The sequence below is a fragment of the Achromobacter semiaridum genome (assembly GCF_053543755.1).
The window spans coordinates 49,146-70,511 of the sequence record NZ_JBLVOL010000047.1 but is presented as its reverse complement, the minus strand read 5'-3'; the positions used below and the strand labels follow the sequence as shown (position 1 = coordinate 70,511).

General features: G+C 63.2%; 18 protein-coding genes and 1 tRNA gene. 7 read left to right on the top strand and 12 right to left on the bottom strand.

Annotation, left to right across the window (positions count from 1 at the left end; all coding sequences use genetic code 11):
- Nucleotides 1-20: 20 nt before the first annotated feature.
- Complete coding sequence (locus ACNPP0_RS14245) at nt 21-998, bottom strand: NAD(P)H-quinone oxidoreductase (RefSeq protein ID WP_332610826.1); 978 nt, start codon at nt 996-998, stop codon at nt 21-23.
- A 140-nt stretch (nt 999-1,138) separates the two neighbouring features.
- Here ACNPP0_RS14245 and ACNPP0_RS14240 point away from each other — a divergent pair.
- Nucleotides 1,139-1,226 (top strand) — tRNA-Ser (locus ACNPP0_RS14240).
- Nucleotides 1,227-1,371: 145 nt separating this feature from the next.
- On the opposite strand, the gene ACNPP0_RS14235 is transcribed toward ACNPP0_RS14240, so the two are convergent.
- Nucleotides 1,372-2,286, bottom strand: coding sequence for a LysR family transcriptional regulator (locus tag ACNPP0_RS14235; protein WP_448706238.1), 915 nt, complete (start codon nt 2,284-2,286; stop codon nt 1,372-1,374).
- Nucleotides 2,287-2,408: 122 nt separating this feature from the next.
- Here ACNPP0_RS14235 and ACNPP0_RS14230 point away from each other — a divergent pair, with 122 nt between their 5' ends.
- The 5 genes from ACNPP0_RS14230 (at nt 2,409) to ACNPP0_RS14210 (ending at nt 8,668) form a co-directional block, all read left to right on the top strand.
- Nucleotides 2,409-3,425: a Bug family tripartite tricarboxylate transporter substrate binding protein gene (locus ACNPP0_RS14230; RefSeq protein WP_448706237.1), complete on the top strand. Its 1,017-nt coding sequence runs from the start codon at nt 2,409-2,411 to the stop codon at nt 3,423-3,425.
- A 41-nt stretch (nt 3,426-3,466) separates the two neighbouring features.
- Nucleotides 3,467-4,651, top strand: coding sequence for a serine hydrolase domain-containing protein (locus ACNPP0_RS14225; RefSeq protein WP_448706235.1), 1,185 nt, complete (start codon nt 3,467-3,469; stop codon nt 4,649-4,651).
- Nucleotides 4,652-4,856: 205 nt separating this feature from the next.
- Complete coding sequence (locus tag ACNPP0_RS14220) at nt 4,857-5,996, top strand: RDD family protein (protein WP_448706234.1); 1,140 nt, start codon at nt 4,857-4,859, stop codon at nt 5,994-5,996.
- Nucleotides 5,997-6,053: 57 nt separating this feature from the next.
- The gene (locus ACNPP0_RS14215) at nt 6,054-7,589 is read left to right on the top strand and encodes a tetratricopeptide repeat protein (protein WP_448706233.1); all 1,536 of its coding nucleotides are present in this window, start codon (nt 6,054-6,056) and stop codon (nt 7,587-7,589) included.
- A gap of 530 nt (nt 7,590-8,119) precedes the next feature.
- Nucleotides 8,120-8,668 carry a PIN domain-containing protein gene (locus ACNPP0_RS14210; protein WP_448706232.1) on the top strand — a complete coding sequence of 183 codons (549 nt, stop codon included), beginning with the start codon at nt 8,120-8,122 and terminating at the stop codon, nt 8,666-8,668.
- A 111-nt stretch (nt 8,669-8,779) separates the two neighbouring features.
- On the opposite strand, the gene ACNPP0_RS14205 is transcribed toward ACNPP0_RS14210, so the two are convergent.
- From ACNPP0_RS14205 to rpsO, 6 genes are all read right to left on the bottom strand, one after another.
- A complete protein-coding gene (locus tag ACNPP0_RS14205) occupies nt 8,780-10,285 on the bottom strand; it encodes a tripartite tricarboxylate transporter permease (RefSeq protein WP_332610836.1) in 1,506 nt (501 codons plus the stop codon).
- A gap of 9 nt (nt 10,286-10,294) precedes the next feature.
- Entirely contained in the window at nt 10,295-10,717 is a 423-nt protein-coding gene (locus ACNPP0_RS14200; RefSeq protein WP_332610837.1) for a tripartite tricarboxylate transporter TctB family protein, read from the bottom strand.
- Between the two features lie 500 nt (nt 10,718-11,217).
- A complete protein-coding gene (locus tag ACNPP0_RS14195; RefSeq protein ID WP_448706231.1) occupies nt 11,218-12,435 on the bottom strand; it encodes a threonine ammonia-lyase in 1,218 nt (405 codons plus the stop codon).
- 15 nt (nt 12,436-12,450) lie between these two features.
- A complete protein-coding gene (locus tag ACNPP0_RS14190) occupies nt 12,451-13,128 on the bottom strand; it encodes a hypothetical protein (RefSeq protein WP_448706267.1) in 678 nt (225 codons plus the stop codon).
- Between the two features lie 237 nt (nt 13,129-13,365).
- The gene (pnp, locus tag ACNPP0_RS14185; RefSeq protein ID WP_104143657.1) at nt 13,366-15,528 is read right to left on the bottom strand and encodes a polyribonucleotide nucleotidyltransferase; all 2,163 of its coding nucleotides are present in this window, start codon (nt 15,526-15,528) and stop codon (nt 13,366-13,368) included.
- A 91-nt stretch (nt 15,529-15,619) separates the two neighbouring features.
- Complete coding sequence (gene rpsO, locus ACNPP0_RS14180) at nt 15,620-15,889, bottom strand: 30S ribosomal protein S15 (RefSeq protein WP_006223612.1); 270 nt, start codon at nt 15,887-15,889, stop codon at nt 15,620-15,622.
- A 293-nt stretch (nt 15,890-16,182) separates the two neighbouring features.
- Here rpsO and ACNPP0_RS14175 point away from each other — a divergent pair, with 293 nt between their 5' ends.
- Nucleotides 16,183-16,701, top strand: a complete 519-nt coding sequence (locus tag ACNPP0_RS14175; RefSeq protein ID WP_332610842.1) for a hypothetical protein — start codon at nt 16,183-16,185, stop codon at nt 16,699-16,701.
- 112 nt (nt 16,702-16,813) lie between these two features.
- Here the strand turns inward: ACNPP0_RS14175 and pssA are convergent, their stop codons facing one another.
- The 4 genes from pssA to ACNPP0_RS14155 all read right to left on the bottom strand — a co-directional run bounded on the left by pssA (nt 16,814) and on the right by ACNPP0_RS14155 (nt 21,355).
- A complete protein-coding gene (pssA, locus tag ACNPP0_RS14170; RefSeq protein ID WP_332610843.1) occupies nt 16,814-17,590 on the bottom strand; it encodes a CDP-diacylglycerol--serine O-phosphatidyltransferase in 777 nt (258 codons plus the stop codon).
- Between the two features lie 166 nt (nt 17,591-17,756).
- Nucleotides 17,757-18,773: a ketol-acid reductoisomerase gene (gene ilvC / locus ACNPP0_RS14165; protein ID WP_046807014.1), complete on the bottom strand. Its 1,017-nt coding sequence runs from the start codon at nt 18,771-18,773 to the stop codon at nt 17,757-17,759.
- Nucleotides 18,774-18,849: 76 nt separating this feature from the next.
- Complete coding sequence (gene ilvN / locus ACNPP0_RS14160) at nt 18,850-19,341, bottom strand: acetolactate synthase small subunit (RefSeq protein WP_006223608.1); 492 nt, start codon at nt 19,339-19,341, stop codon at nt 18,850-18,852.
- A 10-nt stretch (nt 19,342-19,351) separates the two neighbouring features.
- Nucleotides 19,352-21,355 (bottom strand): acetolactate synthase 3 catalytic subunit, encoded by a 2,004-nt coding sequence (locus ACNPP0_RS14155; protein WP_332610844.1) that lies wholly within the window; start codon nt 21,353-21,355, stop codon nt 19,352-19,354.
- Between the last annotated feature and the right edge of the window lie 11 nt (nt 21,356-21,366).

Here is a 21,366-nt window from a genome sequence, read left to right as displayed (position 1 = left end):
CGCCGATCGCCGCGCGATTCTTACATTGTCAGGATGATTTTGCCGATGTTTTCACCGCCTTCCATCATGGCGTGGGCCTTGGAGGCCTCGGCCAGCGGGAAGGTGGCGTGCACGATGGGCTTGATGGCCCCTTTTTCCAGCAAGGGCCAGGCCTGTTCGCGCAGGGCGCGAGCGATGGCGCCCTTGAAGGCGACCGGGCGGGGACGCAAGGTCGAGCCCGTGATGGTCAGGCGGCGGCGCATCACCTGCGAGGTGTCCACGTCGGCGCGCGAACCGCCCAGCTGCGCAATGATGACGATGCGGCCGTCATCGGCCAGGCACTGCATGTCGCGGGCGATGTAGTCGCCGGCCACCATGTCCAGGATGACGTCCACGCCGCGCCCGTCGGTCGCGTCCATGACTTCCTTCACGAAATCCTGGGTTTTGTAGTTGATGCCCTTTTCAGCACCCAGCGCCTCGACGGCACGGGCGCGGTCGTCGCTGCCGACCGTGGCGAACACGCGGTTGCCCATGGCGCGCGCCAACTGGATCGCCGTGGTGCCGATGCCGCTGGCGCCGCCGTGCACCAGCAAGATTTCGCCTTCGGACAAACGGCCGCGATCGAACACGTTGCTCCAGACCGTGAAATACGTCTCGGGCAAACCGGCCGCTTCGACGTCGGACAAGCCCTTGGGGATGGGCAGGCATTGCGCCACGGGGGCAACGCAGTATTCGGCATAACCGCCGCCGGCCACCAGCGCGCAGACCTTGTCGCCGATGGCAAAGCCGCTGTCGGCGACGTCGCCGCCCACGATTTCACCGGCCACTTCCAGGCCCGGCAGGTCGGACACGCCACGCGGCGGGGCATAGTTGCCCTTGCGCTGGAACACGTCGGGGCGGTTGATGCCCGCGGCGCTGACTTTGATCAGGACTTCACCCGTGCCCGGCTCGGGCGTGGGGCGTTCTACGGGGACCAGGACCTCGGGGCCGCCGGGGCGGGAGATTTCTACAGCGTGCATCGCGTGCCTCCTTTGCAGCAAATAGATTATTATTGCGCCCTTTACGGCATCTCGCGGGATCGATCGGGCAGAATGTTTGCCTGACGGCCGAATCCCCAAGCCGTAACGCCGCGACCCGACGCGCGGCGCGGCATCACCCCGGAAGCGTGGCAGAGTGGTCGATTGCACCGGTCTTGAAAACCGGCAACGGGCAACCGTTCGTGAGTTCGAATCTCACCGCTTCCGCCAGACCCTCGACAGCAGCCAACGCGCCTTTGCGGCGCGGCTGCGTTCCCCTACCGGTGTGGTAGACCGGCCCGAAATACGGCCTTCGCCCCGGCGCCCGCGCGCTATATCGGCAGTCGCCACGCAAAGACACCGGCTTCCCGTAGCGTCACGGGGCATCCTCTCCCGACATGTAGCGCGTGCACAGATCCCTGAGCCGCAATAGCGCGGGTGGCAGTGTTTTGCCTTCCAAAGTCACAAACACAAACTGGGACGACAACTCCAATGCCGGTCGGATATCCAAGTGCACCAACTCGCCATGGGCGATTCCAGGCTGCGCCACGCGCAGCACGCCAAAGAACACCGTATCGCTGGTTCGGACCAAATCGACCAGCGGGTGGATGTCGTTCGATTGGTACTGGATCGCTTCGATGAAATGCGCTGTTGGGCCGAAATAGGCATTCAGTCGGTGCATCACCTCGTCGCTCATGGCTCGGCCGCTGGCGGCTACGCCGAAACGACGCAAGGCCTGAAAATCGAGATCGGTCCGGCCGGCCAGTGGATGCCCGGTCCGAACCACGAAGCCCAGCGGCGTGCGGGGAAAGAACATCAGATGCAGATCCGCGTCGGCCGGGATGTGGTTGCGGTGAACCACCAGCGCGTCGACCGCCCCCTCGCGCAGCTCTTGCACCTGCATCTCGGGTGCACCGCCGCTTAGCAGCAGCTTGATTGCCGGATAGCGCTCCTTCATCTCGCGCAGCAGCGGCACCGAAAGAATCGCGGTGGGCGTGGGGCCGAGGCCCAGCCGCAGCGTGCCGCCCGCGTAGTCGGCCAACAGACTGGCGCTGCGACGCAGCTCGGACAGTTCGACCCGGATGCGCCGCGCACGCACGATGGCCAGCTCGCCCAGCGCTGTCAGCGTTTTCTCTTTGTCGCGTTCAAGCAAGCGGCCGCCCAGCGTTTCTTCAAGCGCCTGGATACTGCGGCTGAGGGCGGGCTGTGTCAGGTGCAGTTTGACGGCTGCACGGCTGAAAGATCGAGTCTCCACCAACACAAGAAAGTGTTCCAGCTGCTGCAAGTTCATGCGGACCCCGTGGTTTTATTACTTTTTAATTATGCGTTGATGATTAATTATGCATTGGACGTAATGAATTGGGACTTCCAGAATGCGGGTTCGCCATCCGAATTCAACTGGAGCAACAGGCCATGGCCCTCGGTTCGCGCTTTCCGCAGTCGGCTTCTCCCCGTTTTCAACGCCTGATAGGCCTGGCCGCAGCCGGCACGCTGGCCATGGCTTGCGCCGCGCCAGCTAGCGCCGCCGACTGGCCGGCCCGCCCGGTCTCGGTATTTGTTCCCGTGGCTGCCGGCGGCGCGGCCGACGCGCTGGCGCGCGCCTGGGCTGCCTACGCCGGCAAAGAGATCGGCGGCACCGTGGTGGTGGAAAACAAGCCCGGCGCCAATGGCAGCATCGCGGCCGCCTATGTGGCCAAGCAGCCGGCCGACGGCTATGCGCTGCTGTTCGGCAGCACGTCCAACATGTCGGTAAACCCATTCACCTACTCGCAACTGGCCTACAACCCCACTCGCGACTTCGATCCGGTCACGAAGATCGCCGGCACCTCACAGGTGCTGGTAGCCAATCCCGCCACCGGCATCCGGTCGGTGGATGACCTGGTGAAGAAGGCCAAGGCCAGCCCCGGCCATCTGAACTACGGCTCGGCCGGGATCGGCAATTCCACACACCTGAACGTGGCATTTCTGGCCGAGCACTTCAAGATCGAGATGTCGCACGTACCGTACAAGGGCGCAGCGCCGGCAATGATGGATTTAATCGGCGGACAAATCGACCTGACCGCGGACGCGCTTACCGGCGCGGTGCCGCAGGTCAAGCCCGGCAAGGCGGTACCGCTGGTGATCTTCGGCGCAGACCGCGTCGCGCAGCTTCCCGATGTGCCCACGATTGCGGAGGTCGGCGTGCAGGGCTTTCCCGGCGACGCCTGGTACGGCTTGATGGCGCCCAAGGGCACGCCCCCCGAGATCGTGACTCGGCTTACCGAGGCCACGCGCAAGTTCTGGGCTGATCCGGCGGTGCGCAAGCAAATGGCCGACATCTACATGACGCCGCCCAAGGAGCTTGGACCCGCCTCGGTGGCGGAGTCGATGAAAACCGAGGCCGATGTGTGGGGCCCGATCGTGAAACGCCTGGGCGTGCGCAACGACTGATTTGTGCCGGGCCGCGCGCCCGGCTTTTTATTGAGGTATCCATGAACGCTATCCCCTCCCCGCGGTTGGCCGAGGCCGTTGAACACCTGCCGCGCGGTGAAGACTTCCTGCTGTGGCCGCCCTGCCTGCAGTCGTATGGCTATCGCATCGTCGATCGCCTGTTCGCCACCCGCGCCATCCGCCGTGGTTCGCAGCCACGCCCCTTGCCGCGCGCTCCCGAAATCGACGTGCGCTTCGCGCAGGGCGATGAACAGCTGGGTGTGGCCGATCTGATGGACCGCAACAACGTTGCCGGCCTGATCGCGATCCATCGTGGCCACATTGTTCTGGAACGCTATGGCCTGGGTTTCCAAGCGCATGAGCGCTGGTCGACCATGTCCACGGTCAAGTCCATGACGGCCATGCTGACGGGCGCGGCCTTGCACGACGGCTCGATTGCGAGCCTGGACGACCCGGTGACGGCCTATGTGCCGGCGCTGGCCGGCTGCGCCTACGATGCCGTCACGGTGCGCCACCTGCTGACAATGTCATCAGGTATCGCCTGGGAAGAAAACTACACCGACAAGTCCTCGGATGTGAATCGCTATAGCAAATCGCTGGCCGACAAGGTGCCGGGCGGCGTGCTGGGCTTGCTGCGCGCCTGCCATCGCGCCCACGACGCCGGCCGGGTATGGCACTACAACACCGGGGATACGTATCTGCTGGGCGCGGTACTCAGCGCCGCCACCGGCGGGACGCTGGCCGACTATATGTCACGGCGAATCTGGCAGCCGTGCGGCATGGAATTCGACGGGTTCTACACCCTGGAATCTGACGATGGGCAAGAGATCGGAGGCAGCCGCGCGGGCATGACGCTACGCGACATCGGCCGCTTCGCACAGTTCGTCCTGGACGATGGCGTGGCGGGCGGCGAGCGCATCCTGCCCGAAGGCTGGGTTGCACGGTCCGGCACCCCGGCATTCCAGATCCCGGCCGACCAGCACGCCGCGCATCGAGAGGCGCTGGGCCTCGCGGCGTACGGATACAGCTGGTGGCTGCGCGAGGACGGCGCGATGATGGCCATGGGCCATTCCGGTCAGCGCATCTTCATCGATACGCGCGCACAGCTGGCGGTGGTGCAGCTTGCCGCCTATCCCGAGCCGCGCTACGCGAGCCCCAACGAACCAGACCGCGATGCAGCACTGAACGGTTTCATTCTTGCCCTGCGCGAGGCCACGGGCGCATAAGCATGGGCCGGCGCGGGGCCCTGATCCACGCCCGGCATCGCGACGGAACCTTGCGACACCGCGGAGCGCTGCGCCCCACATCTGTTTCAGTGGCGGTTGTTCGCACACGCGGTGATCCGGGTTTTCCCTAGCGCAAGACTTGAGTATCATCCGCGCTCCGGTCGTTGTTGTACGGCCCCCAGGCGCTCCCAGGATCTCAGTTTCCATGCAATGCCCTCGCTGCAATTGGCAGAACCCCGCCTCGAATACGCAATGCTTCAGTTGCCAGGCGCCGCTGCCTGTCCCGGCTTCGTCGGCCGCCCAGCCCACCGGCGCATTCGCCACGGGCAAGAAGAAAACCAAACCCGCGAAAACCTCCGCGCCCAAGGCCGCCGCCCGTTCCGCCGCCGCCGGACCGGACAGCGCGCTGGTGTTTCCCAGCATCTGGCCCCGGCTGGGTGCAAGCGCGATCGACGCCGTCGTGATGGCGGTGGGAATGACCGTCTTGATCCTGGCGTCCCAGCTGACCTACGAGGGCTTGACCGGTGACCAGGCGCCTTTCTGGATTGCCTTGGTCGCCGGTTTGATCGGCTGGTTCCTGCCCGCCTTCATGGACGCGTGGGGCAATGGCTCGCCGGGCAAGCGCGCCGTGAAACTGCGCGTGGTCAATCGCAAGGGCAAGGCGCCCGGCCTGGTGCGGTCATTGTGGCGGCACACCCTGAAGTACACGGTGAACATGCTGCTGCCCGGCCTGTTCCACCATTTGCAGCAAATGATCTTTGGCGAACGCGCCATGCACAACGCCTTGGCCGGCACGCATGTGGTCACGCAGGAGGCGAACCCGCACGCGATGCAGGCGGCCGTGGCGCGCGCCCCGTCCGTCACCGGCGCGGGCAAGTTTCTGTTTTTCGTGTTCGGCACCCTGGTGCTGGTGGTGGGGGGCATCGTCATTGGCGTGAACGCCACCGGCGACCGCAACAGCGACAACCCGCTGCATGCGGACATCAACCGCTACGACCTGGTGTCCGACCCGGTGCGCCGCTTGGCGGAGAACCACTATCGCCGTACGCAGAAGTTCCCGGCCGGCCTGGACGACCTTGGCATCAGCCAGCAGTCCATGCAGGACAGCGGCTTTTCCAAGGTGGAGATGAACCCGGTCAACGGCGTATTGCGCTTCACCATTGCCGGCACGCCCAGCACCGACGGCACGCCCAGCCTGGCGGGCAAGCATCTGGTCTACGTGCCCGAACTGCGCGCCGAACGCAAAGGCGGCGGCGTGCGCCGGTGGGAATGCGGCAGCGACGACATCCCCGCCAGCGACCGCACCTACAGTTGCCGCCACGACGCCAGCGCGTTCTCGCGCTAGGCCACCCGGCCATTCTCAGCACCCGCCCAGCCACCGACGTAACGACGGAACCCACGCATGTCCGCCTTGATCGAAGCCATTCACCGCGCCGAAGACGGTAGCGACCTTCCAAAAATGTTGTCGCTGTGCGACCAAGCCGTGCGCGAACAGCCCAACTCGGCCACCGCGTGGGCCTTGCGTGCCCGCTGCCACGCCCAGCGCAAGGCTTACATTCAGCGTGACGCTGACTTGGCGCGCGCCCTGGCGCTGGATCCGCAATGCAGCGACGCCATTGCCGTGCAGGCGGTGGTGCAATACGACGACGGCGACAAGCAGCAAGCCTGGCGCGGATTGCGGGACGCCCGGCAACGCGCGCCTTCGCACTTTGGCCTGCTGATGGCCGAAGGCTATCTGCTGATCAACGACCGCCGCCTGGAAGATGCCATCGCCAGCTGGACCCGTGCCTCTCAGATCCGGTCGGCCGCCGCCGCGCCGCATTGCTATATCGGTTCAAACCTGCACAACGCCGGCCGCTACACGGATGCCCTGCCCTACCACCAGCGCGCCGTTGCGCTGGCGCCCAACAACGGCGGCTTTCTGTACGACGCCGGCAACAACTACCGGCGCCTGGGCGACCTGCAAAACGCCATCGCCATGTTCGACCGCGCGCGCGCCATCCTGGGCGAACAGAACGCCATCCAGCACAACCGCGCGTCCTGCCTGCAAGCCATGGATCGCCACGCCGACGCCATCGAGGAATGGACCAGCCTGCTGCGACGCGAGCCCGACTGGGACTGGCCGCTGGAAGGCAAGGCGCGATCCCTGCACCGGCTGGGTCGCGCGGACGAAGCCGTGCCCTTGTGGCGCCATCTGGATGCGCTGTCCGACACGGGCTGGGAGGGCCGCAAGGAACAGGCCCGCGAATACGTGCGCAGTGGCGAACCGAAACGTGCCGAAGAGGCGCTGATCGGCCTGGACCCGCTTGACAGCGGCGACGCGCAGCTGCTGTTCGTGGCGGGCAACGCCCAGCGCGACCAGCGCAACTGGGAGGCCGCGCTGGCGTACTACCTGAAAGGGTACGAACTGGCGCCCAGCGACGACTTCCTGCCCGGCAACGCGGCCGACATGCTGAACTACCTGGAACGCCATGACGAAGCGCTGCCGCTGGCCGAGGTGGCCATTTCGCTGGACCCGGACTGGCTGAAATGGCGCCGCGTGCGCATCGAAGCGCTGACGCATTTGAACCGCGCCGACGAGGCCGTGGCCTATGCCGACACCGCCCTGGAACGTTGGCCCGACAGCGGCCCACTGCACGCCGAGCGCATCAACGCGCTGATCGCCGCCAAGCGCAATGACGAAGGGCTGGCCGCTTGCGACCGCCTGCTGGGTCTGGACCCGGACTACCGCAGCTGGGCGCTGTTCGCGCGCGGCCGGATCTACGGCCAGATGAAGCGCCACGCGGAATCGGCCGTGGCCTACCGCCAGGCATCGTCGTCGTACCAGCAAAACGGCAGAACCTATTTTCAAGAGCTGTCGATGAAGAACGCCCTGGAAGCCGAAGCAGCCGCCGCCAAACCCGCCGGCTTTCTTGGCCGGCTGTTCGGCCGCAAGTAGCCGGTACGCAGGCGGCGGGATGTTATAGTCACGCCCGCTGCCGGCCCTTGCAAAGCGCCGCGCATCGCCCGAGTGGTGAAATTGGTAGACACAAGGGACTTGAAAAAATTTGAGCCCTTTGGAGGAAACTTCAAAGGTGTAGCCCGTCAAACTCGGCGAATGCCCTGGACTTGTTCCGAGCCAACGCCGAGCCAAGCCCCGATTGAAAAATCGGGGAAGGTGTAGAGAGCAGACGGCGGGCACCTAAGGCCGCAAGGCTATGGTGAAGGCGTGCTCCAGACCACGAACAGCGCACGCGCGCTGGCGGCGAAAGCCGAAGTGGTAAGAAAATCCCTCGACCGCAAGGTCGTACCGGTTCGATTCCGGTCTCGGGCACCACTTTTGCGATCGAAAGGCATCGGCCTTTCGGGTCGCCTGTCTTGCGCCTGCCCTGCGCTTTCGCCTGCTTTCCCTGTTTTCCCTTCCTTTCTGTCGTCTTGAACGCCCCCGCCGCCCGCCCCCCTTTCATCGTCCTGGACGCCTGCGTCCTGATGTCCGGCATTTTGCGGCGGCTGCTGTTGCGTCTGGCGGATGCCGGCGTGTACGCGCCGGTATGGACCGAACGCATTGGCGAGGAATGGCGACGCAACGCGTCGCGCATCTGGGATATCCCGCCCGAGGTGCTGGCCGAATTCTGGGCCGAGATGAACGCGCGCTTTCCCGAGGCCAATGAAGCCGACACGCAGGTGTATGAAGCTTCTTTGCGCTACAGCGACCCCAAGGACTTCCATGTGATTGCCGCCGGCCTGGCGCGCCGCGCGCGCTGTGGTTTGCAGCAGCCGCCCGTGGTGCAGGTGTTGACCTGGAACCTGAAGGACTTCAACCGATCGGAGTTGCGGCGCCAGGGGCTGGACGTGTACAACCCCGACCGCATGCTGGTGCAATGGTGGCAAGCCGACGCGAACGCCATGCGCACGGCCATTGCACAGATTCCCGACGACTACGTCGCACTGGGCCGCGAGCCCGAACCACTGGCTACGACGCTGCATCGCGAGCGCCTGTATGGCTTGAAGAGCCTGGTGGCGCGCGACGCTGGGTGAAAGCCCCAGCGGAAGGCGCCGTGAAAAATGCAGGTTGAAATACGGGCCTGAAAAAAAAGGCCTGGCCGGCTTGCGCCGCACCAGGCCCGGAGCCAAGCGTGTTTCCCGTGGTCAGTCGACCTCGACGAACGTTTCTTCGCGCTTCTTGCGCAGCGCCGGCAACATCACCAGCACGAGCAGAATGGCGGCCAGCGCCAGCAATGTGGCGGACAGCGGACGCGTGACGAAAGTGCTGAACTCACCGCGCGACAGCAGCAACGCCCGGCGGAAGTTCTCTTCCATCATCGGGCCCAGCACCAGCCCCAACAACAGCGGCGCGCCTTCGCAGCCCAGCTTGCTCCAGACATACCCGATGATGCCGAAGATGGCGAACATGAAGATGTCGAACACGTTGTAGTTCAGCGAATACACGCCAATCGTGCAGAACACCAGGATTGCCGGGAACAGCATGCGGTAGGGAACGCGCAGCAGCTTCACCCAGATACCGATCAACGGCAGGTTCAGGATCACCAGCATCAGGTTGCCGATCCACATGGACGCGATCAGGCCCCAGAACAGCTCGGGGTGGCTCGTCATCACTTGCGGGCCGGGCTGGATGTTGTGGATGGTCATCGCGCCCACCATCAAGGCCATGACCGCGTTGCCCGGAATACCCAGCGTCAGGAGCGGGATGAATGAGGTTTGCGCGCCCGCGTTGTTGGCGGATTCCGGACCCGCCAAGCCGGCCGGATGGCCCTTGCCGAAACGCTCGGGTTGTTTCGACAGCTTCTTCTCAAGCGTGTACGAGGCGAAGGCCGACAGGACGGAACCGCCACCCGGCAGGATGCCCAGCGCCGAACCCAGGGCGGTGCCGCGGACGATGGCGGGCGCCGCTTCGCGGAACTCTTGCCGGCTGGGATACAGCGAACCCACCTTGTCGGTGATCTCGACGCGGTTCTCTTTTTGCTCCAGGTTGGCCATGATTTCAGACAGGCCGAAAACGCCCATCGCGACGATGGCGAAGTCGATACCGTCCTGCAATTCCGGGATGCTGAAATCGTAGCGGGCGACACCCGAATTGACGTCGGTGCCGACCATGCCCAGCAGCAAGCCCAGAAGAATCATGCAAATGGCCTTGGGCAGCGACCCCGAGGCCAGGACCACCGCGCCGATCAGACCCAGCGCCATCAGGGAAAAATACTCGGCGGGTCCGAATGCGAAGGCCACTTCAGCCAAGGGTGGCGCGAACGCCGCGATCAACACCGTGGCAACGCTACCCGCGAAGAATGATCCGATGGCGGCAAGCGACAAGGCCGCGCCCGCCCGGCCGTTGCGCGCCATCTGGTGACCATCCAGCACCGTCACCACGGCGGACGTTTCCCCCGGCAGGTTAACCAGAATGGCCGTCGTCGAGCCGCCGTACTGGGTGCCGTAATAAATGCCCGCCAGCATGATCAGGCCGGCAGTGGGCGGCAGCACATACGTGATGGGAAGCAGCATCGCGATGGTGGGCACCGGGCCCAGGCCCGGCAATACGCCGACCAACGTGCCCAACAGGCAGCCCAGGAATGCGTAGCTGAGGTTTTCCGGCGTGAACGCCACGGAGAAACCCAGCATCAGGTTTTGCAGTAGTTCCATTGCCGTCTCCTAGTTGGCGAATGCGCTGGGCCACAGGGGAAATATCAAGCCCAGGCCGCGTATGAACGCAAGGTAGGAGAACGCCACGAGGAACAGGCCGTTCGCCACGGCGACTTTCCAATTGAATTCGTGGCTGGCAAGACTGCTGATGAGCACCAGCAGAAAAACTGAAAGGTAAAGCCCCAGGTGCGAAAGCGCGAAACCGTACAACACCACGGACCCGACCACCAGGAAAAGAATGCGGAAGTCGTAGCGGCTGATCGTGGTCGTCTGGGCGTTCCTGGCCAGCGCACTGATCAGCACGACGGCGCCCATCAGCGCCAGGACAATGCCTAGCCAGAACGGGAAATATCCCGGTCCCATGCGGGCCGCGCTTCCCATGGAATATTCGGTGGCCTGCGCGGAAAAGGCCCCTCCTAAGGCAATAAACATGGCTCCGGACCAAAAGTCCTGTCTGTTTCTAATCAAGCTGCGGTCTCCCTTGTCTGACGCGCCGAACCATCACTGAAAACAACGGCGCGTGCTTATCTCAACGCCTTGCGGCACCGTCGCGAACGACAGGCAGAAAAGCGAAGAGGCAGATCCTAAATCGCATGCCGACATATCGAACATCCGTAAGAACCATGACTTTTTTGGGGATATCCCTGAGTCAAATAGTGGACATTTTTCACCTGTCTGGCCGTGATGGCGGCTTACAAACACCCTTCACTTTGCTTTCAACGCAGGCACTGCGGGGATGTTGGCCAAGGACGAAAAAGTTCCAGGGGTGACGTGAAAAAATTTTCGCAGTGGCTGCGTTGCGCAACTTTTTTTGCAACAACGTCCGACTTCAAGCGTGCGCGCGAAAACAAAAACGCCCGCAAGTTGCGGGCGTCCGTGAGGTGGATTCGGTGTCGGGTGAAGGCGGCCTCAAGCCGGTGCCGCCGCCCTGGTCAATGGTCGTGGTTGCTGGCCGCGAAGCCCGCGGCATTCAGCACGTCGATGACTTCCAGGATGTGGTCCGGACCACGGGTCTGCAAGACGAAATCCACCTCGACATTGCGCACCGGCAATGATGTGAAGGCGCGTTGGTGATGCACTTCGGTGATGTTCGCCTGCGCATCGGCAATGAGCTTGGTGGCGTGCGCCAGCGCGCCCGGTAAATCGCGCAAGTCGACGCGGATACGGGCAAGGCGGCCGGCTCGCACCATGCCGCGCTCGATCAGTTCGCCCAACATCAGCGGGTCAATGTTGCCGCCCGTCAGCACCAGGCCGATGCGCTTGCCCTTGTAGCGGTCGCTGCCCGCTTCCTGCGCGCGCAGCAGGGCCGCCAGGCCCGCCGCGCCGGCGCCTTCGACCACGGTCTTTTCAATTTCCAGCAGCACGACGATGGCGTGCTCGATGTCGCTTTCGCTGACCAGTTCAATGTGATCGACCAGCTTGGCCACGATGGGCTGCGTCAGCCCGCCCGGGGATTTCACCGCGATGCCTTCCGCGATGGTGTATTGCCCCTGCGGCATGTCCACGCCCTTGACCGCCGCGTACATCGACGGGAAGCGCTCGGTCTGCACGCCCACGATCTCGATGTCGGGCTTCAAGGCCTTGGCTGCCGTGGCCACGCCTGAAATCAGCCCGCCGCCGCCAATGGCGATGACCATCATGTCCAGCTGCGGCTGGTCTTCCAGCATTTCCAGCGCCACGGTGCCCTGCCCCGAAATGACGGCTTCGTCGTCGTAGGGGTGAATCATGATCAGGCCGCGCGCCTGCGCGAGCTCGTAGCCGTGCGCCTTGGCATCGTCGAACGTATCGCCCGCCAACACCACCTGGGCGCCGAAGCGGCGCGTGTTGGCCACCTTGACCGTAGGGGTAAAGCGTGGCATCACGATCACGGCCGGCACGCCCATGCGCTGCGCATGGTACGCCACGCCCTGCGCGTGGTTGCCGGCGGACACCGCGATCACTCCCTTGGCGCGCTCATCGTCCGACAAGCTCAGCATGCGGTTCAACGCGCCGCGTTCTTTGAACGAGGCCGTGAATTGCAGGTTTTCGAACTTCAGCCAGATCTCGGCGCCGAAGATGTCGGACAGCGTGCGGGACAAGGTAAACGGGGTCTTCAAGACCTGGCCGCGCAGGTGTTCGCGGGCGGTCTGGATGGAAGCGATATCGATCACGATGGGTGGGTCCTGTTAACGCACAGGCAGAAAATTGAACAGCAAGAGGCCTTGCGCATAGTTGATCCCGATGCGGCGGGAGTTCTCGCCAAGCAGGTTGGCGATCAGGTCCAGCCGGCCGATGATGGCGCCGAACTCGCGTTCGAAGCTCAGGTTCGTGGCATTGGGAGACATTTCATTGGCCAGCAAAAGCAGCTCGCCCTGGTTGTTGCGGCGCGACGCCAGCAGCCAGGCGGCGGCCTCGACGTTCCGTGCGGCATTGTAGACCCGCTGGCCGTCCAGCGCGTCGGTGGCATACAGGCGGGTCTTGCCGTTGTGCGCGGCAATGATGGTGTCGGCCATGCCGTAGATGAACGCGCCGACGCGGTCACCGGCGTAGTTCGGGTCCAGCGACACGGCCAGGATCTGGATGTCTCGCAGGCCGGCCAGGTCGCTGGGCGGGATGCGTACTTCGATGGCGTGCTTGACGCGGTTCACGGCGGCTTTTTGATCGGCCACGCCGGTCTTACGCCATTCGCGCGGATTGCGGCGGTAAAGCTTGTCCAGCAGGGAATACAGGCTGGTGAGGTTGTCGCGCACTTCCAGCGTGACGGTGCGGTTGAAGTCCGTCTGGCCGAATTGGTCGGCCGACATGGCTTCGCTGTTCGGCCCGCGCTGCCCCGGGCCCGGACTGCTCATGCAGCCGGTCAGCATTGCGGCGGACAGCGCCCCGCACAGCACCGCGCCCGCGGCAGCAGGCCATCTGGTCATGCTTGGATCATCCGATTCCCCCTTTTCTCGCGCACGACTTTACAGCAAGGTCGGCGAAGTTGGGAGACGACAGCGGGGCGAAGTCGCAAGAAGATGAATCAAGGCATCTCGCGCCGTTTGCGGCGCTGCAATAAAAAACGGCGCCTTGCGGCGCCGTTTTTGTTCAATCAGTCTGCCAGCTTATTCAGCTTGCGGTTCCGATTGGGGGGCTGCATCGGGAGCGGCAGCGGGCTGCTGCGCTTCGATACCGCCGATTGCCTTGATGGACAGGCGCAGACGGCCCTTGTCGTCGGCCTCGATGACCTTGACGCGGACTTGCTGGCCGACCTTCAGCACATCGTTAATGTTCGCGATGCGGTAGTTGGCGATTTCCGAGATGTGCAGCAGGCCGTCACGGCCCGGCAGCACTTGCACGATGGCGCCGAAGTCCAGCAGACGCAGGACCGAACCTTCGTACATTTGGCCCACTTCGACATCGGCCGTCAGTTCGACGATGCGGCGCTGGGCTTCTTTGGCCTGCGCTTCATCGACGCTGGCGATCACGATCGTGCCGTCGTCGGAGATGTCGATCTGCGTGCCGGTTTCTTCGGTCAGCGCGCGGATGGTGGCGCCGCCCTTGCCGATCACGTCGCGGATCTTCTCGGGGTTGATCTTGATGGTCAGCATGCGCGGGGCAAAAGCCGAGAGCTCGCCACGCGAACCGTCCAGCGCTTCCTTCATCTTGGTCAGGATGTGCAGGCGGCCTTCGCGGGCTTGCGCCAGCGCCACTTGCATGATTTCCTTCGTGATGCCCTGGATCTTGATGTCCATCTGCAGTGCGGTGACGCCGTTTTCGGTGCCCGCAACCTTGAAGTCCATGTCGCCCAGGTGATCTTCGTCACCCAGAATGTCGGTCAGCACGGCGAACTTGCCGCCGTCCAGGATCAGGCCCATGGCCACACCGGCCACGTGATCCTTGACCGGCACGCCGGCGTCCATCATGGCCAGCGAGCCGCCGCAGACCGAAGCCATCGACGACGAGCCGTTGGACTCGGTGATTTCCGACACGATGCGGATCGTGTATTGGAAGTCTTCCGGAGCCGGCAGCAGCGGGATCAGCGAACGCTTGGCGAGACGGCCGTGGCCGATTTCGCGGCGCTTGGGCACACCGATGCGGCCCGTTTCGCCGGTGGCGAACGGAGGCATGTTGTAGTGCATCATGAAGCGGTCGCGGTATTCACCCATGAGCGCGTCGATGATCTGTTCGTCTTGCTTGGTGCCCAGCGTGGCCACGACCAGCGCTTGCGTTTCACCACGGGTGAACAGCGCGCTGCCGTGTGCGCGGGGCAGCACGCCCAGACGCACGCTGATGGGGCGAACGGTGCGGGTGTCGCGACCGTCGATACGCGGTTCGCCATTCAGGATCTGACCGCGAACGATGGCCGATTCCAGCGAGAACATGATGTTGTCGACGGTAACGGCGTCAGGCGCGGGCTCGCCCTTTTCAGCAGCGGCGGCAGCCAGCTTGGCCGACACGTCGGCCGACACTTCGCGCAGCTTGGCCGTACGGGCCTGCTTTTCACGGATCTGGTAGGCGGCGTTCAGGCCTTCCTGGGCAGCCGCGGTCACGGCGGCGATCAGGGCTTCGTCCTTGGCGGGCGCTTGCCAATCCCACTCGGGCTTGCCGGCGTCCTTCACCAATTCGTGAATGGCGTTGATGACGGCCTGCATTTGCTCGTGGCCGAACACCACACCGCCCAGCATGATTTCTTCGGACAGCTGTTGGGCCTCCGATTCCACCATCAGCACGGCGTTTTCGGTACCGGCAACCACCAGGTCCAGCTTGGACGACTTCAGTTGCGTAGCGGTCGGGTTCAGCGCGTATTGGCCGTCGATGTAGCCCACGCGAGCGGCGCCGATCGGGCCGTTGAACGGGATGCCCGAAATAGCCAAAGCGGCCGAGGCGCCGATCATGGCGGCGATGTCGGGATCAATCTCGGGATTGACCGACAGCGTGTGGATGACCACCTGGACTTCGTTGTAGAAGTCTTCGGGGAACAGCGGACGCAGCGGACGATCGATCAGGCGCGAGGTCAGCGTTTCCTTTTCGGACGGCTTGCCTTCGCGCTTGAAGAACCCACCCGGAATACGGCCGGCGGCGTAGGTCTTTTCGATGTAGTCGACGGTCAGCGGGAAAAACGTTTGACCCGGCTTGGCCTTCTTGGAAGCTACGACAGTAGCCAGGACAACGGTGTCCTCGATCGACACCACAACGGCGCCGGAGGCCTGGCGAGCGATCTCGCCAGTTTCCAGGACGACCGTGTGCTGGCCGTACTGGAACGATTTTGTCACTTTGTTGAACATGACGATTATTCCTTACAAATGAAAAACCGTGGCCGCTGCGACAATACGTCGCACCGACCACGGTTGCGTCATGGGGAGCCAGCCCCGTCGATCACTTGCGCAGACCGAGTTTTTCGATCAGAGCGCGGTACGAATCGGGATTGCGGCCCTTGAGATAGTCGAGCAGCTTGCGGCGACGGCTGACCATACGCAGCAGACCGCGGCGCGAGTGATGGTCCTTCATGTGTTCTTTGAAGTGACCGGTCAGTTCGTTGATACGGGCGGTGAGCAGAGCCACCTGAACTTCGGGGGAGCCGGTATCGCCTTGAGCGCGTTGGAACTGCGCAACGATATCGGATTTCTTGATGTCAGCTACAGACATTGATGACCTCTTCGGACATGCGACAGGGCCGAGGTGCCCTGACGTGGTTGGGAAAAATTTGCGTAAGACCCGGCGATAAGCGTTTTTGCTTTCTCACTGCTGCTTCAATAGCTGCAAAGTGGCCGCTTTCGGCTACCGTGCAACCGGACTGCCGGCGCAAAGCATCTTGCAAAATCAATCAATACGTTTGATAAAGCTCGGTGATTATAGCTGAAACGCTAGAATTACCCCAGAGACGGTTTCGCCTGTTCGGCAGAGGCCGGCAAGCGCCCCGGCGCCTAGAGGAGCGATAGATGTCTAAATATTACAGAACAGCCCGCCTCACCCTGGCTTCCCTGGCCCTGACCGGCCTGGCCGCCTGCGCGAACCTGGCTCAGGTCCAGCCCGGCACGCCCTACGCCGATGTGTTGACCCAGTTTGGCAACCCCAACTACACCTGCCCGCAAGCGGGCGGCGGGCAACGCGTCATCTGGACCCAGCAGCCGATGGGGCAATTTGCCTGGGGCACCAACGTAGGCACCGATGGGCGCGTGGGCCCTGTCGTGCCCCTGCTGACCGATGCGCACTTCAAGGTGCTGGAAGTGGGCGAATGGGGCCCGGACCGCGTTCGTTGCGAGTTTGGCCCGCCCGCCCGCATCGAAGAGACGGGGTTGGGGGAAAAGCGCGAAGTCGTGTGGTCGTATCGCTACAAGGAAAACGGCGTGTGGAATTCGCTGATGTACGTCTACATGAGCCGTGATGGCAGCAAGCTGACGCACTTCCATCCCGGCCCGGACCCGATGTACGACGATGAACGCTTCATGTGGCACTGAGGTGCCCGGGCAATAAAGCCCGACGCAAATATTGAAGCTGAAAGACAAAACCCGCCAATCGGCGGGTTTTGTTTGAGCGGTAAATTCGAGCGGTAAGTAATACCGACAGCGATCAGGACGAAGACTGCCCGCGACGCTCTTGCGTCAGGCGGCGCGCCTTGTTCCAGCGCCACGCCCAGATGACCCAGCCCGAAAAACCATACAGCACGAACAGGCCGAATAGCACCACCGGGGGGTCGCTGGACACGAACACGAACACGGCCACCACCAGCAAGATGCCCCAGAACGGCACGCTGCGGCCCAGCGCAAAGCTCTTGCCGCTGAAGAAGGGTGCGTTCGACACCATGGTGATGCCGGCGTACATGGTCAGCGTAAAGGCCACCCAGGCCATCAGGCTGTCATGGATAGGCAGCTTGTTATCCACGGCCAGCCAGACGAAGCCGGCCACCAGCGCGGCAGCGGCCGGGCTGGGCAAGCCTTGGAAATAGCGTTTGTCGACAACGGCAATATTGGTGTTGAAGCGTGCCAGGCGCAGCGCGGCGCCGGCCACATAGACGAAGGCGGCAAGCCAGCCCCAGCGGCCCAGGTCGTTCAAGATCCATTCGTACATGACCAGCGCGGGCGCAACGCCGAACGACGTCATGTCCGACAGCGAATCATATTGTTCGCCGAAGGCAGACTGCGTATTGGTCAACCGGGCAACCCGGCCATCCATGCCATCAAGCACCATGGCCACGAAAATGGCGATGGCGGCGACTTCGAAGCGATCATTCATGGCCTGCACGACGGCATAGAACCCCGCGAACAGCGCCGCGGTGGTGAATGCGTTAGGCAGCAAGTAGATGCTTCGGTGGCGGTTCTCGGAATCGCGCATGGAAAAATTGGGCATAGTCTCAATAACTTACAACGGACTGTGAAAGGTTAACTCATATGGCCCCGCTTGCGGGACAGAGCAAGAGCCGTGCCTGACGAAAAGGCCATAAAAAAACGGCACGCCCTTGCGAGCATGCCGTCTTTGAGGACGGGGCGCGGGGCCAGCCCGCGCCGAACGTCGATCAGTTCTTGGACTTGTCCACCAGCTTGTTCGCGGCGATCCAGGGCATCATGGCGCGCAGCTTGCCGCCCACTTGCTCGATCTGCGATTCGGCGTTGATGCGGCGACGCGAGGTCAGCGTCGGGGCGCCGGCGGTGTTTTCCAGGATGAACTTCTTGGCGTATTCGCCGGTCTGGATGTCCGTCAGGCACTGGCGCATGGCCTTGCGCGTTTCGTCGGTGACGATCTTCGGGCCCGTTTCGTATTCGCCGAATTCGGCGTTGTTCGAAATCGAGTAGTTCATGTTGGCGATGCCGCCTTCATAGATCAGGTCGACGATCAGCTTCAGTTCGTGCAGGCATTCGAAGTACGCCATTTCGGGCGCGTAGCCGGCTTCCACCAGCGTGTCGAAACCGGCCTTGATCAGTTCGACGGTACCGCCGCACAGCACGGCTTGTTCACCGAACAGGTCGGTTTCGGTTTCTTCGCGGAAGTTGGTTTCGATGATGCCGGCACGGCCGCCGCCGTTGGCGCTGGCGTACGACAGGGCCACGTCACGCGCGGCGCCCGACTTGTCCTGGTACACGGCCACCAGGTGGGGCACGCCGCCACCTTGCTTGTACGTGTTGCGCACCGTGTGGCCCGGGGCCTTCGGGGCGATCATGATGACGTCGATGTCTTCGCGCGGCACGACCTGGCCGTAGTGGACGTTGAAGCCGTGGGCGAAAGCCAGAGCGGCGCCGGCCTTGATGTTGCCGTGCACTTCCTTGTTGTAGACCGAGGCGATGTTCTCGTCGGGCAGCAACATCATGACGATGTCGGCGGCCTTCACGGCATCAGCCACTTCCTTGACTTCCAGGCCCGCGTTGGCGGCCTTGTTCCACGAAGCGCCGTCCTTGCGCAGGCCGACGATGACCTTCACGCCCGATTCATGCAGGTTCTGCGCGTGCGCATGGCCTTGCGAACCGTAGCCGATGATGGCAACGGTCTTGCCTTTGATGAGGGACAGATCGCAGTCTTTGTCGTAGAAAACTTTCATGGTTGTGCTCCAGATTCCAGTATTTTGGATATTCGATTAATTCAGATGTAGGGTGTGGCGTGGCCTGGAAGGCCGGTCAAATCTTCAAAATCCGTTCACCGCGTCCGATGCCGGACACGCCGGTGCGTACGGTTTCAAGGATGGCACTGCGGTCCAGGGCTTCCAGGAAGGCCTGTACTTTTTCCTGCACCCCGGTCAATTCGATGGTGTAGGACTTGTCGGTCACGTCGATGATGCGGCCGCGGAAAATGTCCGCCATGCGCTTCATCTCTTCGCGTTCCTTGCCAACGGCGCGCACCTTCACCAGCATCAGCTCGCGCTCGATGTGGGCGCCTTCAGTCAGGTCCACCACTTTAACGACATCCACCAGGCGGTTCAGGTGCTTGGTGATCTGTTCGATGACCTCATCGGAACCGGTCGTCACGATCGTCATGCGCGACAGCGTGGAATCCTCGGTGGGCGCCACGGTCAGGGTTTCGATGTTGTAGCCCCGCGCGGAAAACAGCCCCACCACGCGCGACAGCGCGCCGGGTTCGTTTTCGAGGAGGACGGAAATCACGTGCTTCATGGTGGCCTCCTTACAGGTCTTCAGAGCCAAGCAGCATTTCGGTCAGCCCACGGCCGGCCTTGACCATCGGCCACACGTTTTCGGTGCGGTCGGTGATGAAGTCCAAAAAGACCAGGCGTTCCTTGTGCTTGCCAAAGGCTTCGCGCAGCGCGGGTTCGACATCCGCCGGACGCTCGATACGCAGACCCACGTGGCCATAGGCCTCGGCCACCTTGACGAAGTCGGGCAGCGAATCCATGTAGGACTCGGAATAGCGCGAGCCGTAATCGATCTGCTGCCATTGCCGGACCATCCCCAGGAAACGGTTGTTCAGGCAGACGATCTTGGGCGTCAGGCGGTATTGATGGCAGGTCGACAGTTCCTGGATGTTCATCTGGATCGACGCTTCGCCGGTAATGACGGCAACGTCGTGCCCAGGGTTGGCCATCTGCACGCCCATCGCGTACGGCAGCCCCACACCCATGGTGCCCAGGCCGCCGGAGTTGATCCAGCGGCGCGGCTTGTCGAATTTGTAATACTGGGCCGCCCACATCTGGTGCTGGCCCACGTCGGACGTGACGAAGGCGTCGCCGCCCGTCACTTCCCACAGCTTTTCCACCACGTACTGCGGCTTGATGACTTCGTCCGAGTTGGCGAACTTCAGGCATTCCTTGCCGCGCCAGGTTTCAACCTGCTCCCACCACTTGGTGATGGACGCGGGCTTGTGCTCGGCGGCCGCCACTTCATATTGGGCGGACAGGTCGGCCAGCACATCCTTGACGTTGCCGACGATCGGGACGTCCACGCGCACGCGCTTGGAGATCGACGACGGATCGATATCGATATGGATGATCTTGCGGGCGTTTTGCGCAAAGTGCTTGGGGTTGCCGATCACGCGGTCATCGAAACGCGCGCCGATGGCCAGCAGCACGTCGCAGTGCTGCATCGCCATATTGGCTTCGTACGTGCCGTGCATGCCGGGCATGCCCACGAACTGGCCGCTGCTGGCCGGGTAGCCGCCCAGCCCCATCAGGGTGCTGGTGCAAGGCGCGCCCAGTTGCGACACAAGTTTGTTGAGCTCGGGCGCGGCGTTCGACAGGATGACCCCGCCGCCCGTGTAGATCATCGGCCGTTCGGCGGCCAGCAGCATCTGCACGGCTTTCTTGATCTGCCCCTGGTGGCCCTTATTGACGGGCGCGTAGGAACGCATCGAGATCTCGCCCTTGGGCGGCGTGTATTTGCACTGCGCGACGGTGATGTCCTTGGGGATATCGACCAGCACCGGGCCGGGGCGGCCCGTGCGCGCAATGTAGAACGCGCGGCGCATGGTTTCGGCCAGGTCCTTGACGTCACGCACCAGAAAGTTGTGCTTGACGCAGGGACGCGTGATGCCGACGGTGTCGCATTCCTGGAACGCATCTTCGCCGATGGCCGCAGTGGGCACTTGCCCGCTGATGATGACCATGGGGATGGAATCCATATAGGCGGTGGCGATGCCGGTGACGGCATTGGTCACGCCCGGGCCGCTGGTCACGAGGCAGACGCCAACCTTTTGCGACGAGCGCGAATAGGCATCGGCGGCGTGCACGGCGGCTTGCTCGTGACGAACCAGGATATGCTGAAATTTGTCTTGCTTGAAGATCGCGTCGTAGATGTAAAGCACTGCGCCGCCGGGATAGCCGAAAACGTGTTCCACGCCCTCATCGGCCAGGCAGCGCACGACGATATCGGCGCCATTCATTTCCATGTTGTATTTCCTTTCAGTACCGGCCCTGCAACCCTGACTGCTGCTCGCCCGGATACGGCGGCAACGGAACCCATACCGGTTACGACAACATGATCCGGCGCTTAGCGGCTCACGGAGCCACGCCACCCGGACACCCTGCCGACCCGGCACACGCTCGACAGAACGCAGTGCAAACGCCCCTGGGGGACGCTGGAGGTCGAAATGGAAGCTTTGGCAACACACGCTTGTGGCGCGGCCAACAGCAAGTATCACTGCGGCGGGATGGCTGGGGAGGTGACCCGTTACCATCCGCCTCAACG